Source organism: Paenibacillus sp. J22R98, assembly GCF_059383835.1.
The window spans coordinates 519,623-537,166 of sequence record NZ_JBXENW010000003.1 but is presented as its reverse complement, the minus strand read 5'-3'; the positions used below and the strand labels follow the sequence as shown (position 1 = coordinate 537,166).

At 49.5% G+C, this 17,544-nt stretch carries 13 protein-coding genes; all 13 read right to left on the bottom strand.

The features are described from left to right. Window positions 1-56: 56 nt before the first annotated feature. The gene (locus tag AC50Y3_RS12670; RefSeq protein WP_494819076.1) at window positions 57-1,052 is read right to left on the bottom strand and encodes a polysaccharide deacetylase family protein; all 996 of its coding nucleotides are present in this window, start codon (window positions 1,050-1,052) and stop codon (window positions 57-59) included. A gap of 135 nt (window positions 1,053-1,187) precedes the next feature. Next, entirely contained in the window at window positions 1,188-3,293 is a 2,106-nt protein-coding gene (gene pnp, locus AC50Y3_RS12665; RefSeq protein ID WP_494819075.1) for a polyribonucleotide nucleotidyltransferase, read from the bottom strand. Window positions 3,294-3,535: 242 nt separating this feature from the next. Next, the gene (gene rpsO, locus AC50Y3_RS12660) at window positions 3,536-3,805 is read right to left on the bottom strand and encodes a 30S ribosomal protein S15 (RefSeq protein ID WP_090574209.1); all 270 of its coding nucleotides are present in this window, start codon (window positions 3,803-3,805) and stop codon (window positions 3,536-3,538) included. Between the two features lie 167 nt (window positions 3,806-3,972). Then, complete coding sequence (locus AC50Y3_RS12655; protein ID WP_494819074.1) at window positions 3,973-4,929, bottom strand: bifunctional riboflavin kinase/FAD synthetase; 957 nt, start codon at window positions 4,927-4,929, stop codon at window positions 3,973-3,975. 28 nt (window positions 4,930-4,957) lie between these two features. After that, complete coding sequence (truB, locus tag AC50Y3_RS12650) at window positions 4,958-5,881, bottom strand: tRNA pseudouridine(55) synthase TruB (RefSeq protein WP_494819073.1); 924 nt, start codon at window positions 5,879-5,881, stop codon at window positions 4,958-4,960. Then, complete coding sequence (locus tag AC50Y3_RS12645) at window positions 5,878-6,888, bottom strand: DHH family phosphoesterase (protein WP_494819072.1); 1,011 nt, start codon at window positions 6,886-6,888, stop codon at window positions 5,878-5,880. The genes truB and AC50Y3_RS12645 overlap by 4 nt, the downstream gene beginning before the upstream one ends. Then, entirely contained in the window at window positions 6,885-7,238 is a 354-nt protein-coding gene (rbfA, locus tag AC50Y3_RS12640) for a 30S ribosome-binding factor RbfA (RefSeq protein WP_091218644.1), read from the bottom strand. Before rbfA ends, AC50Y3_RS12645 begins: the two co-directional genes overlap by 4 nt. 7 nt (window positions 7,239-7,245) lie before the next feature. After that, complete coding sequence (gene infB / locus AC50Y3_RS12635) at window positions 7,246-10,182, bottom strand: translation initiation factor IF-2 (RefSeq protein ID WP_494819071.1); 2,937 nt, start codon at window positions 10,180-10,182, stop codon at window positions 7,246-7,248. Continuing rightward, window positions 10,175-10,510 (bottom strand): L7Ae/L30e/S12e/Gadd45 family ribosomal protein, encoded by a 336-nt coding sequence (locus AC50Y3_RS12630; protein WP_494819070.1) that lies wholly within the window; start codon window positions 10,508-10,510, stop codon window positions 10,175-10,177. The genes infB and AC50Y3_RS12630 overlap by 8 nt, the downstream gene beginning before the upstream one ends. After that, window positions 10,491-10,808 (bottom strand): RNase P modulator RnpM, encoded by a 318-nt coding sequence (gene rnpM / locus AC50Y3_RS12625; RefSeq protein ID WP_210661455.1) that lies wholly within the window; start codon window positions 10,806-10,808, stop codon window positions 10,491-10,493. Before rnpM ends, AC50Y3_RS12630 begins: the two co-directional genes overlap by 20 nt. Before the next feature lie 26 nt (window positions 10,809-10,834). Then, window positions 10,835-11,932, bottom strand: a complete 1,098-nt coding sequence (gene nusA / locus AC50Y3_RS12620; protein ID WP_091218655.1) for a transcription termination factor NusA — start codon at window positions 11,930-11,932, stop codon at window positions 10,835-10,837. 62 nt (window positions 11,933-11,994) lie between these two features. After that, window positions 11,995-12,456, bottom strand: coding sequence for a ribosome maturation factor RimP (gene rimP, locus AC50Y3_RS12615; protein WP_494819069.1), 462 nt, complete (start codon window positions 12,454-12,456; stop codon window positions 11,995-11,997). 738 nt (window positions 12,457-13,194) lie between these two features. Then, window positions 13,195-17,505, bottom strand: coding sequence for a PolC-type DNA polymerase III (locus AC50Y3_RS12610; RefSeq protein WP_494819068.1), 4,311 nt, complete (start codon window positions 17,503-17,505; stop codon window positions 13,195-13,197). Window positions 17,506-17,544 lie beyond the last annotated feature (39 nt).

The window sequence follows — 17,544 nt, the reverse complement described above, 5'->3', positions numbered from 1 at the left end:
TTTTCTGCTGCTTCATCACCATCTAGCAGAAATACAATGACTTCACTATAACAAAATTATGGTCTTGCCTCAACTAATGAGGTTCTCTTGGAGGAGAGCGTTTCACTGACGGTACCGAGCATGAGACCTTTCTGCTTGATTGCGGTAATCATTCCCGGAAGCGCAGCGCTTGATGAATCCGTCGGATGCATCAGAATGAGCGATCCCGGCTCCACGCGGGTACGCACCTTACGAATGATCGAGTATGCGGGCGGATGCGTCCAGTCAACCGTGTCGAGCGTCCAGAGGACGGTCTTGAGCCCCTGCTCCGCTGCGACATCAACCGTCATTTGATTAAAATCACCCGAAGGCGGCGCGAACCATTTGTTCGTGACATTCAAAGTAGACTTCAGTAAGGCTTCGGTCTTTGCAATTTGATTATATGCAGAACGCCGATCAAGTTGACTCATCTTTGGATGCGTATACGCGTGATTCGAAATTTCATGTCCTTCGGCTTGAATAAGCTTGGCCACATCGGTGTTTTTCTTCAGCCAGGACCCATCGAAGAAAAATGTCGCTTTTACGTTTTCCTTCCTCAGCGTGTTCAAGATGGACGGAATGTACTCATTCCCCCAAGCCACATTAATCATTATGGCCACCATAGGCTTGTTTGGATTGCCTTTATAAATAGGAACGCGTCCAAGATCATTCAAGCTAACCTTCGGCTCCACTTCCTTGTATACAAACCGAATAGGCTCATTCTCGGGAGCATTCTCCATGAGCCGATAAGTTTTGTCCACATCAATCTCCAAACCGTTGTAGCCCGGTATCGCTTTCCAAACCCGATCCACTCTTGCGTCAACCGGTGCTATCCGCTTCTTCTCTGCTTCAGATCGAATCGTATCCATAAGAGCTGAATTCGTTCCGGAGAATGCATATAGTGTCGGCTCGAATGCACCACGGTTGCCATTCTTTACTGCCGTCACGTATTCAGCGAGCGGGCTATTCAGCCTTACAAACATTATTAGCGTGCACATGACCAATGCCATGACGATAGCTTTCTTCAGCCTCATAGGAGCTGTCCCACCCTTCTCCTTCATCATATTATGGCTCGGCCCACTTTATGAGAAGAAGCGAAGGACAATAAGGCAACAAAAAAGAGACAGATGCCAGCATCTGTCTCTACATTCTTATCTGTTACTCTATCCTTAGGACTGCTGAGCAGGAACCTCTGGAGTCAGAACTGCTTTGCGGGACAAGTTGATGCGGCCTTGTTGGTCGATTTCCGTTACTTTAACTGTAATTTGATCGCCGATTTTCAGGACATCCTCAACTTTAGCAACACGCTCTGTAGAGATTTGTGAAATATGAACCAAACCGTCTTTGTTTGGCAAAATTTCTACGAAGCAGCCGAATTTCTCGATCCGTTTCACTGTACCGAGGTAAACCTCGCCTACAACCACTTCACGAACGATGCCTTCGATGATTTGTTTTGCACGCTCATTGGCTTCTGCGTTGGAAGATGCAATGAACACTGTTCCATCTTGCTCGATATCGATTTTTACGCCGGTTTCATCAATGATTTTATTGATGATTTTACCGCCTGAGCCGATAACGTCACGGATTTTGTCCGGATGGATTTTCATAATGACGATTTTCGGTGCATATTTGGAAAGGCTTGTACGAGGTGTTTGCATGACTTCATTCATTTTACCAAGAATGTGCAAACGGCCAACACGAGCTTGTTCCAAAGATTGCGAGAGAATCGCACGATCGATACCGTCGATTTTGATATCCATTTGGATCGCAGTTACGCCTGCTGCAGTACCGGCAACTTTAAAGTCCATATCGCCGAGGTGATCTTCCATCCCTTGAATATCCGAGAGAATGGAGAAGTGATCGCCGTCTTTGATTAGACCCATTGCGATACCCGCAACCGGTGCTTTAATCGGAACGCCTGCATCCATCATGGCAAGTGTGCTTGCGCAAATACTTGCTTGGCTGGTGGAGCCGTTCGATTCCAACACCTCGGAAACGAGACGAATGGTATATGGGAATTCAGTTTCATTCGGAATGACTTTGGACAACGCGCGCTCACCAAGAGCACCGTGACCGATTTCACGACGGCCCGGAGGACGCAGCGGTCTAGCTTCCCCTACGCTGAACGGAGGGAAGTTGTAATGATGCATGAAACGTTTCGTTTCAGTCAGATCAATACCGTCAAGAATTTGCACATCGCCCAGTGCGCCAAGCGTACAGATGCTTAGTGCTTGCGTTTGTCCGCGTGTGAACAAACCGGAACCATGCGTGCGAGGCAGCAAGGCGACATCACATTCGATTGGACGGATTTCGCTTAGAGCTCGTCCATCCGGACGAATCTTATCATGCGTGATCAAACGACGCACTTCTTCTTTCACGATATCGTAAAGGACTTCCTTCACATCGCCAAGAAGCTCAGGCGTTTCCGCATATTCCGCTTCAAAGTGGGAAATCGTGTCTGCATTCACAACGTCGATCGCTTCTTGACGAGCATGCTTCTCCGCAATGCTGACTGCTTCAACAAGACGTGCTTTCGCAAACGCGCGAACAGCCTCGTTAACCGCAGCATCCACCGTATGTAGCTTCACTTCAACCTTCGGTTTGCCTGCAAGACCTTGAAGCTCTTCGATCGTAGCGACAATACGTTTGATCTCATCGTGACCGAACATAATCGCTTCGAGGATGACATCTTCCGATACTTCGTTTGCTTCCGCTTCTACCATCATAATCGCATCTTTGGTACCGGAAACTACAACGTGCACGTCGCTTTTCGTTTCTTGGTCAACCGTAGGGTTGATGATAAATTGACCGTCGATACGGCCAACAATAACGCCGCCAACGGGTCCGTTGAACGGAATATCCGACAATGTCAACGCTGCGGACGTACCGATCATCGCTGCGATTTCCGGTGTGCAGTCTTGATCCACGCTCATGACGATATTGGCAATTTGTACTTCGTTACGGAAGCCATCCGGAAATAGCGGACGAATCGGACGGTCTGTCAAACGGCTCGCCAGGATCGCTTTCTCACTTGGACGACCTTCACGCTTAATGAAACCGCCTGGAATTTTACCTACTGCATATAAACGCTCTTCATAGTTGACTGTCAGTGGGAAAAAGTCAAGATTCTTCGGCTCAGTGGATGATACCACCGTACATAATACTACAGTTTCACCGTATTTCACGGTTACCGCTGCGTTTGCTTGTTTGGCTAAACGACCCGTCTCAAGAATGAACGGTCGGCCGCCAAGCGTTGTTTCTACACGATGCAGCATATTATTCCTCCTCAACTGCAAGCCGCTACACCCCACCCGGGATGCTCAGCTGTCAGGTTTTCATTAATTTCCACACACGCACTCCATTACCAAAAACTGTCGAAAAATTACCTATAAGAAAAGCTCCACTTGGAGCTGCTCAAAAACATTATGTATGGTTTATTTACAAAAAGCAACCCAGTGCAGCTGAGCCTGGAATCCCAGGCGGCTTGACAACCAGGTTGCTTTTATCCCCGCATCTATTATCGGCGAAGGCCGAGTTTTTCGATCAATGCGCTGTAACGTTTAACGTCTTTGTTTTTCAAGTAAGCCAACAATTTACGACGTTGACCAACCATCTTAAGCAGACCGCGACGCGAGTGATGATCTTTCTTGTGCGTCCGAAGATGATCTGTCAAGTTGACGATGTTTTGCGTCAGGATAGCGATTTGAACTTCCGGAGAACCGGTATCGTTCGCGTGGGTTTTGTGTTCGTCGATCAATTGGTGTTTACGCTCTTGTGTAAGTGCCATCCATGTTCACCTCCTTCTATCATAATCGCCGTTAGCCTCGCCGTCGCCCGGTGAAAAACGAACTGGCCAAGCTAAGGTTCTGTTTCGCTGCGCGTAGTGTCAATAGAACATGATTACGCAACGAAATAGAGTATAACACATCTGCCTACAAGAAGTAAATGCCGAGCCTAATTCTTATTGTAAGCTGCCAGAACGGAACTCGCCTGTTCGGCATCTGATTTGATCTGAGCGATCAATTCATCAATGGATCCGAACTTCTTCTCGCTTCGTAAGAAGGAGATAAATTGGACCGTGATGGATTTATCATACAGATCACCGCTGAAATCGAGCAGATGCGCCTCCATAACCGGTTCTGGCAGTTTTTCGTGGAAAGTCGGCTTTACGCCGATATTGAGAACAGCCGGCACCCGCTTCCCGTCAACTTGAACCATTACAGCATAAACGCCTTGTCTTGGAATCAGATAGGCTGCTTCTTGCTTAATGTTCGCTGTCGGAAAACCGATCGTCCGTCCTCTGCCTTCCCCATGAATAACAACTCCCCGTACTTGATACGGTTCGCCGAGAAGCTGCTCCGCTACTTCGGGCCGCCCTTCAGAAAGTGCTTCACGAATTAGCGTACTGCTTACTTTATCCCCATCCTGCATGAAAGGATCCACGATTTCCACCTCGATATCAGGCTCACCAAGTGCCCATAATGTTTCCGGCTTCCCTGCACCCTTGGCTCCAAAGGTAAAATCAAAGCCAACCGTCGCTTGCTTCACTTGAAGCGGTCGCAGCACGTACTCGACAAAGTCTGCCGGAGTTACGCTGGCGAAATCCAAATCGAAGTTCACGATGTATACGACTTGAGCACCTAATTTGCGGAAGCGTTCTACCTTCTCATCAAGGGGAGTAAGACTTGCCGTATACTGCCCGTTCTGACCAAGCACTTCCTTCGGGTGAGGATGAAAGGTCATAATAGCTCCCTGAAGGCCTGCCGCGCGGGCAGCTTCCATTGCATGCCGAATCACGTTCTGATGGCCGCGATGAACGCCGTCAAAATGACCGATTGCCAGCGTTTTCGGTTTGGCTGTAAGCGCTGCTTGAGACGAGACAATCGGATATTGTAATGAGATAATTTCCACTGCAGTCACACCTGCTTTAAGTTCTTCACTAATCTGCTGTTTTGGTGAAAACCTTCACAGCTTTAAGCGTCGCTGTATCTTCATCCGGAGAAAACAAGCCGACGAATGTACCGTCAATGCCATAGAGGCGAATGATGGAATCCGTACGATAATCTCCATGGTCGAACATCGCGTTCAAGGAGATCCGCTTGCCCTGGAAGGCACGCTGTACATTCTCCATGCTAACTGTAGCACGGGGAAAATGATCAAGCGCTTCATCAGAAGGCGTCAGCTTCTCTTCTAGCTCGCCGGCAGCTTGAAGTTGCGCGATTTGTTCGAGCGTGAAGCATTGCTCCTTCGTAAAACCTCCGGACATCGTGCGAATTAACTCTGCCATTACAGCAGGTACACCAAGGGCTTGTCCAATATCTACGCATAGCGTGCGGATATAAGTACCTTTGGAGCAGGAAACAGAGAATCGAATGGTTGGGTGCGGCCGGTCCAGCTTCATATCTAGTAAATCCAGAGCATAGATCGTTACCGGTCTGGATTTCCGTTCAATCACTTGACCTTCACGTGCCAATTCGTATAACCGTTTACCGTTAACTCGAACAGCTGAGTACATCGGAGGTACCTGCTCGATCTCGCCTACGAACGAAGATAAGACGCGGCGAATATCCGCCTCCGTCAACGTCACAGAAGGAAGCTCTTCGAGCACCGTTCCGGTTAAATCCTCTGTATCTGTCGCAATGCCGAACTGCATTACCGCTTCATAACATTTAGGCCGTTCCTGCACATATTCGACTACGCGCGTCGCTCGGCCAATACAAAGCGGCAGCACTCCGGTTACGGCAGGATCCAGCGTACCGGTATGGCCGATTCGTTTGACTTTAACAATGCCTCTGACTTTAGCGACCACGTCATGCGAGGTCCAGCCAGCGGGCTTCCAAACTGCCAAAATGCCATCCATCATAGGTTAAGCGCCTCGCTTGCTGCTTGCACAACTTTGCCGATTGCTTCTTGTATCCCGTGCTCCAATCGGAAGCCTGCTGCCCGGACATGTCCGCCGCCGCCAAACGTTTGCGCAATTGCCGCTACATCTGCTTTACCGGTAGAGCGCATGCTAACTTTCACATCGCCATTCTCGGTTTCTTTGAACAAGATGCCTACGTCAACGCCTTCCACATTTACCGCGTAGTTGACCAGACCTTCAAGGTCATCGCCAACCGCACCGGTTTCCGCCATATCGGAGAAAGCGACATACAGCCACGCAATTCGGTTATCATCCGAGAACGTTAACCGATTAAGTCCGCGCTGCAAAAGAAGCAACTGAGGTTTTGTCATTTGCTCCAGCAAATGATTGGCAATCCAGTGTCCTTCAACTTCCTCCGCCAGCATGCGCGATGCAACCTGCATGACCCTTGGAGTCGTGTTGGAGTAACGGAATCCGCCTGTATCCGTAAGAAGACCTGTATAAATGGCGGTAGCAACTTCACGATCAAGTGAAATGGCCCCATACTCGATTAGATCATATAAAATTTCGACCGTTGCGGCCGCATCGATTCGGATTAAGTTCGCTGTGCCGAAAGCATCATTAGTAGGATGATGATCAATATTAAGCAATTGAGCTGATTCGGCAAATCTTTCGCTCACACGCCCGATTCGGCGGAAGTCCGCGCAATCAATAGCAATGATGCGGTTAAACGTTTCATCCAATGGCTGCTTGCTATAATTAATGATCGATGCCGACGATTCCAGAAACTCTAGACGAATCGGCACCGCACCTTCGTTAATCAAGACGGCTTGCTTACCCAATTGGCGAAGAAGCCAGCCAACAACTACTGTCGAGCTGATGGCATCTCCGTCCGGCTGAACATGCGAGACGACAAGAAACCGATTGCCGTCTCGAATGAAGTCAAGCGCCGCTTGCAGCTGTTCTTTATAAGCGGCCGAGAAAACCGCAGCTTTCGCCGTGGTCATTCGCCGCTCCGGCCGTTAATCGTATGCAGTAACGCTTCGATCTTGCTGCCGTACTCGATACTGCTGTCGAATTTGAACAGCAGCTCCGGCGTATGGCGGAATCGAATTCGTTTACCGAGCTCGGAACGAATGAAACCTGTACCGCGGGCAAGAGCTTTAAGCGTTTCTTCTTTCTGCTCTTCACTGCCCAGCACGCTTAGATAAACACGTGCTTGCGAGAGGTCATTCGTTAGATCAACGCCGGTTACCGTTATGAAACCGATGCGCGGATCTTTGAGCTCCGTCTGAATGATTTGGCTCAATTCTTTCTTGATTTGTTCACCTACACGTCCTACGCGGACTTTAGCCATAGGTTGATCACCTCTCTACACTTTCCAGGACGTAAGCCTCGATAATGTCTCCCTCTTTAAGGTCGTTCATCTTCTCGAGCGTTATGCCGCACTCATAGCCTTGCGCCACTTCTTTTGCATCATCCTTGAACCGTTTAAGCGATTCGATTTCGGTTTCCAAGACCACGATACCGGCACGGATTAAGCGAGCTTTCGCGCTGCGTGTAATTTTTCCGGAAGTAACCATACAGCCTGCAATTACGCCGACCTTTGTAACTTTGAAAATATTACGCACTTCAGCCTGGCCCATAATGACTTCCTTGAAGATCGGATCCAGCATCCCTTTCATGGCATGCTCAATTTCGTCAATCACGTTATAGATAATGCTGTGCAGACGAATATCGACTTTCTCCTGCTCCGCCGTTGCAAGCGCCTGAGGCTCTGGACGAACGTTAAAGCCGATAACGATAGCACTGGACGCTGCTGCCAAGTTGATATCGGATTCTGTAATCGCGCCTGCACCGCTATGGATGATCTTAACGCGTACGCCTTCGATGTCGATTTTGGCAAGGGATCCTTTAAGCGCCTCAGAGGAACCTTGAACGTCAGCTTTGATGATCACGTTCAGATCCTTGATTTCGCCTTCTTTAATATGATTGTACAAATCTTCGAGCGTTACTCTCGAATTTGCACCGAGTTCGGATTGGCGGTGCTTAATTGCACGGCGATCTGCAATCGCACGTGCTTTGCGCTCGTCTTCGAACACGAGGAACGGATCGCCGGCTTGCGGAACTTCCGTTAGACCCGTAATCTCGATCGGCGTGCTAGGACCCGCTTCTTTGAGACGGCGGCCCTTATCGTTGACCATCGCACGAACGCGGCCGAAGCAGTTGCCCGCAACAAATGCGTCACCGATCTTAAGCGTACCGTGTTGAACGAGAACGCGAGCAACCGGACCTTTACCTTTATCAAGCTCAGCCTCGATTACCGTACCGCGTGCACGTTTGTTCGGGTTCGCTTTGTAGTCGTTCACTTCGGCAACGAGCAGAATCATCTCAAGGAGTTCCTCAAGATTAGTGCGTTGCTTAGCGGACACGTTTACGAAGATGGTATCTCCGCCCCACTCTTCCGGAACGAGCTGATACTCCGTCAAGCTTTGTTTGATTTTATCTACGTCAGCGCCTGGCTTATCGATTTTGTTAACCGCTACGATAATCGGAACGCCTGCTGCTTTAGCATGGTTAATGGCTTCAACCGTTTGAGGCATAACGCCGTCATCGGCTGCTACAACGATAATCGTAATATCCGTTACTTGAGCACCGCGAGCACGCATGAGCGTAAATGCTTCGTGACCCGGTGTATCGAGGAACGTAATTTTCTTATTATTGATTTCAACTTGATAAGCACCGATATGCTGCGTGATACCGCCGGCTTCACCGCTAGTTACGCTAGTGTGTCTGATGGCATCAAGAAGTGTTGTTTTACCATGATCGACGTGACCCATGATGGTAACAACAGGTGGACGAGCTTCCAGTGTATCCTCTTCGTCCTTCTCTTCCAGTGTTTCGAATGCATCCTCTTCTACAGGGATCTTCACTTCAACCTCAACGCCATATTCTGTAGCGATCAATTGAACGGTATCCAGATCGACCTCTTGGTTAATGGTAGCCATTACACCAAGCATGATGAGCTTCTTGATAACCTCGGAAGCATCCTTATGAAGCAATTTAGCCAATTCGCCAACCGTTACTGTACCGCGTACAATAATTTTCTTCGGCGTATTGTCGATTTTCTCTTTGCGCTCTTGCTGTTGTCCTTTACCACGGTTGTTCTTACCGCCGCGGTTGTTCTTGAAGTTGCCTGTACGGGAATCTTCAAAACGTTTATTCGCACCGAAGTTGCTGTTAGCCGCCTTCGGATTGTTTCTTTTCTTTGCATGATCATCGGACGTCGTACTGCGTGACTCGAATGTACGAGCTGGAGCAGCACTGCGGTTCGGTTGTTGACTCGCTTGATCCGGGCGCGGTGTGGAAGGACGGAAACCGCCGCCTTGACCGCCGCCAGTACTCGAGCCTTGACCCGAAGGACGGTTGCCTTGATAACCGCCGCCACCGCCTGCGCCTTGACCTGCCGGACGATTGCCTTGGTAGCCGCCGCCTTGACCTTGTGGACGTTGACCTTGGCCGCCTTGCGAGGAGCCTTGGCCTTGCGGACGTTGTCCTTGACCGCCTTGCGAAGAGCCTTGGCCTTGTGGACGACTACCTTGGTAGCCGGTGCCTTGACCTGCTGGACGGTTGCCTTGATAGCCGCCGCCTTGACCTTGCGGACGCTGGCCTTGACCACCTTGACCGCCTTGACCTTGCGGACGGTTGCCTTGGTAGCCGCCTTGACCTTGCGGACGATTGCCTTGATAGCCGCCTTGACCTTGCGGACGCGGATTTGAGCTCGAGCTGCCTTGCGGTTGGCCTGATGTAGGCTGTTGAGTGGAGGTCGTCGGTGTCGTGCTCGCTGTTACGCCTGTTGCCGGTGTTTGTGTGCTTGCCGGACTTGGCGCCGCGTTCGCAGTCTGAGCTGCGTTCGTGCTAGGTGCTTGCGTATTAGTTGTATTCATATTCCCCTGCTGTTCCTGAGTATTTTTGTTGACCTGTCCATGTCCTTGCGCTGGAGCATTCGTGCTTGATTGAGCCTTGCGTTCAGGCTGACCCTGCGGTTGCTGGCGATTAGACGACTGAGCTGCTGCAGAGACGGTCGCGCTCTCCTGGGCGCGTTTCGCTGCTGCGTTAGCTTTAATATCGCGGAAGAAACCTTCCACCTTCGAAACCATTTCATTTTCCATAACGCTCATATGATTGTTAACGGGCAGATTGAGTCGCTTTAGGATCGTAATGATTTCCTTGCTGCTCATATTTAAGTTTTTCGCGTATTCGTAGACGCGTAATTTATCTTTGTCTTGTTGTTTAGTCAATATACTCCACCTCCGTAGGTTCAATTAAGCTCTGTGCAATGCTTTTAGAAAAGCCTGAGTCGGTTACACCTAGGAGAACCCTCTCTGACTTGCCGATTGCTTCCCCAAGCGTAATTCGGTCGAATGCTTCTACGAGTTTGACATTGTAGGAAGCACATTTGTCCCGAAACTTCTTCTTCGTATTATCTGATGCATCACCGGCAACTATGACAAGTTTCGCTTTGCCCTGCTGGATTGCTTTCAATACGGTCTCGTCTCCGGTAACAAGCTTACCGGCCCGCATCGCCATGCCAAGCGTGTTAAGCGACTTATGCTTCGTCTTCGTCATCGATCTCATCCTTATTCGCGTTAAACGTGTCCTCTACAGCGATAAAATCTTGCTCCAGCTGATCATATATTTCAATGCCAACGGTTTGTTTCAAAGCCCGATCAAGTGCCCTGCTCTTCTTGGCTAGCTTAAAGCAAGCGACTTTCCCGCAAAGATAAGCGCCGCGCCCTGCTTTCTTCCCCGTCAAATCGATCAGAACCGATTCATCAGGCGTACGAACGACGCGGATCAGCTCTTTCTTTGCCTTCATCTCCTGACAAGCAACACATTTACGCAGTGGAATTTTTCTAGGTCTCACCGTTCATCCCCCCTGAACATCAGCTCTTAGTCGATGGAGACGGAATCCTGATGCATCGTGCTCATCGGCGACTTTGGACGACCAAATTCTTGCTCCGCCTGCGTTTCGCTCTTAATATCGATCTTCCAACCCGTCAGCTTCGCAGCCAAACGAGCATTCTGACCTTTAATCCCGATTGCCAGCGACAGCTGATAATCCGGAACAATGACGCGTGCCATCTTCTCTTGCTCGTATACGATTACCTCGATAACTTTAGAAGGGCTAAGCGCATTCGCAACATATTCTTCAACGTTCTCGGACCAGCGAACGATATCAATCTTCTCGCCTTTGAGCTCCGTAACGATGGTTTGCACGCGCATCCCTTTCTGACCGACGCATGATCCAACCGGATCCACTTCGGCATTGCGGGAATAAACAGCGATCTTGGAGCGGAAGCCCGCTTCACGCGCGACAGAGCGAATCTCAACTACGCCATCATAAATCTCAGGCACTTCGAGTTCGAATAGGCGTTTCAGCAAGCCCGGGTGCGTACGGGAAAGGAAAATTTGCGGTCCTTTCGTCGTGTTCTCCACTTTCGTGATGAACGATTTCACGCGATCTCCATGCTTGAATTTGTCCGTTGGCATCAATTCGGTCAGCGGCAGTACCGCTTCTACCTTGCCAAGGTCGATAAACAGGTTGCGTACGTCTTGACGCTGCACGATACCATTCACAATGTCTTCTTCTTTATCGATGAAGGCATTGTAAATGAGGCCGCGTTCTGCTTCACGGATACGTTGCGTAACAACCTGCTTCGCGGTTTGAGCCGCAATCCGGCCAAAATCACGAGGCGTTACTTCGATTTCCGCGATATCGTCAAGCTGATAATGCGGGTTGATTTCACGGGAAGCTTCAACCGAGATCTCAAGTCTAGGATCTAGTACATCCTCTACTACGGCTTTGCGTGCATACACTTTAATGACTCCGGTAAACCGGTTAATATCAACACGTACATTTTGGGCGGTATTAAAATTGCGTTTGTAGCTCGATATCAGGGCTGCTTCAATGGCTTCCAGCAAGATATCCTTGCTGATCCCCTTCTCTCTTTCGATTTCCGTCAGTGCTTCAATAAATTCCATGCTCATTGGAAATGAGTTCCCCCTTTCAACTAGTTCCCTAACGTTATAATCATGCCGTTGTCTTCTCCTTAGAAGACGATGGCTAAACGGGCACTGGCAACTTTCGCATACGGTATGGTGTGTTTCTTTTTACCGATTTCAATGACGATCTCTTCCCCATCAAATGAAAGAAGCTTGCCCTCGAATTCTTTCAAGCCGCCAATCGGCTCATAGGTCGTTGCAAACACATGCTTGCCGACCGCTTTCTTAACATCTTCGGGCTTCTTAAGCGGACGTTCCGCACCCGGTGAGGATACTTCGAGAAAATAAGCGTCAGATACCGGATCATTCTCATCCAGCTTCTCGCTCAAATATTCGCTAATCCGGCCGCATTCATCGATATCAATGTTGCCTTCTTTGTCCACGTAGACACGAAGAAACCAGTTGCTTCCTTCTTTCACATACTCTACGTCAACGAGTTCAAATCCATTTTCATCGAGGAACGGTCTAACCATTTCTTCGACAGCGGTTTTGATTGTGGATGTGCTCAAAAACAATGTACCTCCCACTGCAGCGGTGCGCCACAACAGAGGCGGCGTACGGTCAGTTTAATTTTTCAGCTGAAATGCACCTGTTGCAGAACCTGCTTATGTCCCATCGTATATGTAAAAAGGTGCAGACAAAACGTAAAGAGTGGGTTTCCCCACTCTTCTGCGAAAAGGTCGTATCATCAGCATTACCAGAAAGATTATAACATAACCATGATGTGGTGACAATACGGCGCTGGAGGGTGCGCTCGGGGTGGGTCGCTCCATTCGGGGTGCGCCTGCGGGCCGCTGTTGAACTCGGGATGCTCGATTAGACGGCTTCGCGGTAGCATCCCGAGTTCAAAGGCGGCACGTAAACTCTCCGGCTGCACCCCGAATTCCGCTCTTTCCCCTCGCTTACCAGCGCTTAGGAGCGAAGCCGAAGTTGCCGAGGTAATCCGGCAACTTCGGTGGTTCACGCCAACCTTTAACTACCATAAACCCCAGAAGAAAAACCTGAAAACAGTCGCCCCCTTTCGGGGGCTTGTTCACCTGCGGTGAACTTTAAGTGCCTAAACCTGAAAACAGTCGCCCCCTTTCGGGGGCTTGTTCACCTGCGGTGAACTTTAAGTGCCTAAACCTGAAAACAGTCGCCCCCTTCGGAGGCTTGTTCACCTGCGGTGAACTTTCAATGCCCACATCTAGAGAAGTCGCCCCCTTCGGGGGCTTGTTCACCTGCGGTGAACTTTAAGTGCCTAGATCTTAGAACAAGGACAACTGATTCGACTCCGGCAAGCCACGGAAGCAGCCCATTGTCGTCAGCACTTCGACGATGGTTTTGGTTGCTTTGGACTTTTGCTGGAAGTCTTCGATCGATAGGAACTCGCCAAAATCCCGAGCTCCGGCGATGTTCTTCGCAGCGTTCTCCCCGATACCGCTGATCGCGCCGAACGGCGGAATGATCGAGTTGCCATCGATGATGAATCGCGTAGCTTCCGAACGATAGAGATCAACCGGCTTGAATGAGAAGCCGCGAGCCGTCATCTCCAGCGCCATCTCAAGCAAGGAGACGCTGTTTTTCTCTTTCGGCGTTGCATTGAAGCCTTTAGCTTCGATTTCGACCAGCTTCTTTGCGATAGCCTCATAGCCTTTGCAAAGCAGCTCTAAATCAAAGTCCTCGGCGCGAATAGAGAAATACGTCGCATAATACGCAATAGGCTGATACAGCTTGAAGTATGCTGTCCGCACGGCCGAGATAACGTAAGCAGCCGCATGGGCTTTCGGGAACATGTACTCGATTTTCAGACAGGAATCAATATACCATTGCGGCACTTTACAGCGTTTCATTTCTTCGATCCATTCCGGAGTAAGGCCTTTACCTTTACGAACGCTCTCGGTAATTTTGAAGGCGAGACCCGCATCCATACCTGCTTTATAAATTAAGAAAAGCATAATATCATCACGACACCCGATAACGGTTTTGATCGTACATGTACGGTTCTTAATCAGCTCTTGCGCGTTACCGAGCCATACCCCTGTTCCATGAGACAATCCTGAAATTTGCAGCAAATCGGCAAAGGTCGCCGGTTTCGTCTCTTCAAGCATTTGACGTACGAACTTGGTTCCCATCTCCGGTACGCCATAGGTCGCGACGGAAGAACGTATTTTATCCGGAGTGACGCCAAGGGCTTCCGTAGAACTGAACATACTCATAACTTTCGGATCGTTCATCGGAATCGTAGTCGGATCAATTCCGGTGAGATCCTGAAGCATGCGCATCATGGTTGGATCGTCGTGCCCCAGAATATCGAGCTTCAAGAGGTTATCCTCGAAAGCATGATAGTCAAAATGGGTCGTTTTCCACTCGGCGTTCTGATCATCGGCGGGATACTGCACCGGTGTTACATCCTCAACCTCGATGTAGTCCGGCACAACGACGATACCGCCCGGATGCTGGCCCGTGCTTCGTTTTACACCGGTACAACCGTTGGCGAGCCTTGCAAGCTCAGCACCGCGCCACTTCTTGCCGTAATCTTCTTCGTATTTCTTCGTATAGCCGTAAGCTGTTTTCTCCGCAACCGTGCCGATTGTACCTGCACGGAATACGTTTTCCGCTCCGAACATCGTCTTCGTGAAGTTATGGGCTACCGCTTGATATTCGCCGGAGAAGTTCAAATCGATATCGGGAACTTTATCCCCTTTAAAGCCAAGGAACGTCTCGAAAGGAATATCCTGCCCTTCGCCTTTGAGCGGTTTGCCGCAGTTTGGACAAGCCTTATCCGGTAAATCGAAACCGCTCGGATAACTGCCGTCAAGGAACCATTCACTAAACTTACATGCTTCATCTAAGCAAGTGTAGTGCGCAGGTAACGGATTTACTTCAGATATCCCTAGGAAGGTTGCAACGATGGAAGAACCAACGGAACCCCGTGATCCAACCAGGTATCCATCCTCATTGGACTTCTTCACTAGCTTCGCCGAAATGAGATAGTTGGCAGCAAAACCGGCTTTCGTAATCGGAACAAGCTCTCTCTCGAGACGTTGAACGACGACATCCGGAAGCGGTTCCCCATACAGTTTACGTGCAGTGTCATAACATGTATTACGCATTTCATCATCGGCGCCTTCGATAATAGGAACGAACAATTTCGGCGGGAACATATCAAACGGTTCAAAACGTTCCGCAAGCTCTGACGTATTCTTGACTACAACCTCATAAGCGCGGGCTTCACCGAGAAAAGCGAACTCCTCCAGCATTTCTTTCGTCGTACGGAAATGAGCATCCGGCTTGCGGATATCTTTGAGCGGACTAAAGCCTGTTATGCCATGGATCGTAATGTCGCGGAACAGCTTGTCCCGTTGCAGCAAGTAATGCACATTGCCTGTTGCAATGACCGGTTTCCCGAGCTTATCGCCAATCTCGCATACGCGGCGAATGGCCTGTTCGATCTCAGCGCGGCTTGCTACAAAACCTTTCTCAACAAGATGCATATAAAAGTCGATTGGCTGAATTTCCAGTACATCGTAGTAATGCGCGACTTCTTCTGCTTCTTCCATCGACTTATTCATAACGGCTTCGAAGAACTCGCCTTTCTCGCAACCCGAGATTACCAGCAGCCCTTCGCGCAATTCGGTCAGCTTGCTCTTCGGAATCGTAGCGACGCGTTTAAAATGTTCGGTATGCGATTTCGAGATCAGTTTGAACAAATTTTTCTTCCCCGCGCCATTGAGCGCGTAGATGCAGCAATGGAAGGGCCGCATGTTCGACAAGTCGAGCCCGACGTAGTCGTTCAGCATTTGTAGGCCGGTTATGTTGCGGGCAGCTGCATCACCGATCAGACCGAATAGTACGCCGCCGAGTGCAATGGAGTCATCGATCGCGCGGTGATGATTCTCGAGACTGATTTTATATTTATCCGAAAGGGTATTCAGACGGTGATTCTTCATCGAAGGATGCAGGAATCGCGCAAATTCAAGAGTATCCAGAACGGGATTCTTCACTTCCGGTAGACCATGAAGTTTGCAAGCCGCTTGAAGGAACCCCATATCAAATCGAGCGTTATGGGCAACCAGTACCGCATCGCCAATAAATTCAACGAATTCGTGAATCTTCGGACCAAGCTCCGGCGCGTCTTCGACCATTTCGTTCGTAATATTCGTTAACTGTTGAATGTTATAAGGAATGTTCTCATGCGGGTTAATGAACGTCGAGAAGCGATCGATTTCTTTGCCTTCAAGCATTTTCACGCCGGCAAGCTCAATGATTTTGTTGTTCACAACCGATAGTCCCGTCGTCTCCACGTCGAATACAACGTAAACGGCAGACTGCATCGCTTCTTCGCGTGCATTCATAACCATGGGAATAGCGTCATTGACTACGTTCGCCTCTAAGCCGAACAGCACTTTAATGCCATGTTTCTTAGCCGCTTTCGCCGCCTCCGGATAACACTGTACATTGCCGTGGTCCGTAATGGCTATCGCTTTATGTCCCCATTTGGCAGCCTGCTTAATGTAAGCATCAACCGGAGCAACAGCATCCATCGTGCTCATTGTCGTATGCAAATGGAACTCGACGCGCTTCTCTTCGGCATCGTCTTTCGTTTCTTTAGGCGCCAGAACCTCATGCATGTCAGATGGCATCATGACCAGCTCAGGCTCCATCATGAACCGGTCGTATTCGACGCGTCCACGTGCCTTGATCCATTTGCCATTCGCGAGCTGCTTCAGCACTTTGACATCATCTTTCGTCTTAGCGAACATCTTCATCGCAATCGAGTCGGAGAAGTCCGTGACGTTAAACGTAAAGAGCGTGCTGCCGTTACGGAGTTCCTTCTCTTCGAGACCGAAGACCGCGCCCTGGACGGTGATCTTCTTCTCTTCTTCAATAATATTCATAATTGGCACAGGTGCGTCGCGAATATCGTACCCGACGACAAGGCGAACTTCGCCTTCGTCCAGCGTCGGCTCTTCGGAAACCGTCGTGCTTGTCATCATCGCTTGAATGACTTCGCGCTCTTCTTGATCCCGCTTCTGCTGGAACTGTTCGTACACCTCTTGATTGGATTCACCGACAATCATCTTCATGCGGCATGTTGTAGCAAATTGCTGCTTGAAAAAGTTGATCGCGAGCTCGTCAATTTTCTTCTTCTTGGCAAGCTCCAGACCCATTTCGTCCATCAAATGAAGGGTAATCAGATCTCCTTCAGCAATCATCTTCGATTTGCTGATCCAGCCGTTAACGGAAGGATTGTTCTGCTGCAGCCATTCCACGAAAGCCGGCCAATATTCTTGAACCAGCTCGTCCTTCGGTACATCGCTGCCATACTGAAACTGAAACGATATTTGGGCTATATGCGCATATTTCGCAACGACTGCGCGGCAAAAAACACCAAAAGCCGGTAAAGGAACCACAGTCGTTTTGCCTATGCAAAACGTCCACTCCCGGTTACTCCGGCTTACGATTACTTTCTCTATATAACCATCTGCAAAATACTCATCGACCATTTGCTGCGGCAGATCCGCCTGCTTCAACAGCAGCTCGAACCGCTGTCGCTTTCCCCCGGTTTGGTTCATATTGTCCTCCCCCAAGACGAAACGGCTGTCGCCGCCTTT

Bases quoted from the DNA above. Each gene is read 5' to 3' on its own strand.
- AC50Y3_RS12670 (WP_494819076.1), bottom strand. From the start codon at position 1,052: ATGAGGCTGAAGAAAGCTATCGTCATGGCATTGGTCATGTGCACGCTA.
- pnp (WP_494819075.1), bottom strand. From the start codon at position 3,293: ATGCTGCATCGTGTAGAAACAACGCTTGGCGGCCGACCGTTCATTCTT.
- rpsO (WP_090574209.1), bottom strand. From the start codon at position 3,805: ATGGCACTTACACAAGAGCGTAAACACCAATTGATCGACGAACACAAA.
- truB (WP_494819073.1), bottom strand. From the start codon at position 5,881: ATGATGGATGGCATTTTGGCAGTTTGGAAGCCCGCTGGCTGGACCTCG.
- AC50Y3_RS12645 (WP_494819072.1), bottom strand. From the start codon at position 6,888: ATGACCACGGCGAAAGCTGCGGTTTTCTCGGCCGCTTATAAAGAACAG.
- rbfA (WP_091218644.1), bottom strand. From the start codon at position 7,238: ATGGCTAAAGTCCGCGTAGGACGTGTAGGTGAACAAATCAAGAAAGAA.
- AC50Y3_RS12630 (WP_494819070.1), bottom strand. From the start codon at position 10,510: ATGACGAAGACGAAGCATAAGTCGCTTAACACGCTTGGCATGGCGATG.
- nusA (WP_091218655.1), bottom strand. From the start codon at position 11,932: ATGAGCATGGAATTTATTGAAGCACTGACGGAAATCGAAAGAGAGAAG.
- AC50Y3_RS12610 (WP_494819068.1), bottom strand. From the start codon at position 17,505: ATGAACCAAACCGGGGGAAAGCGACAGCGGTTCGAGCTGCTGTTGAAG.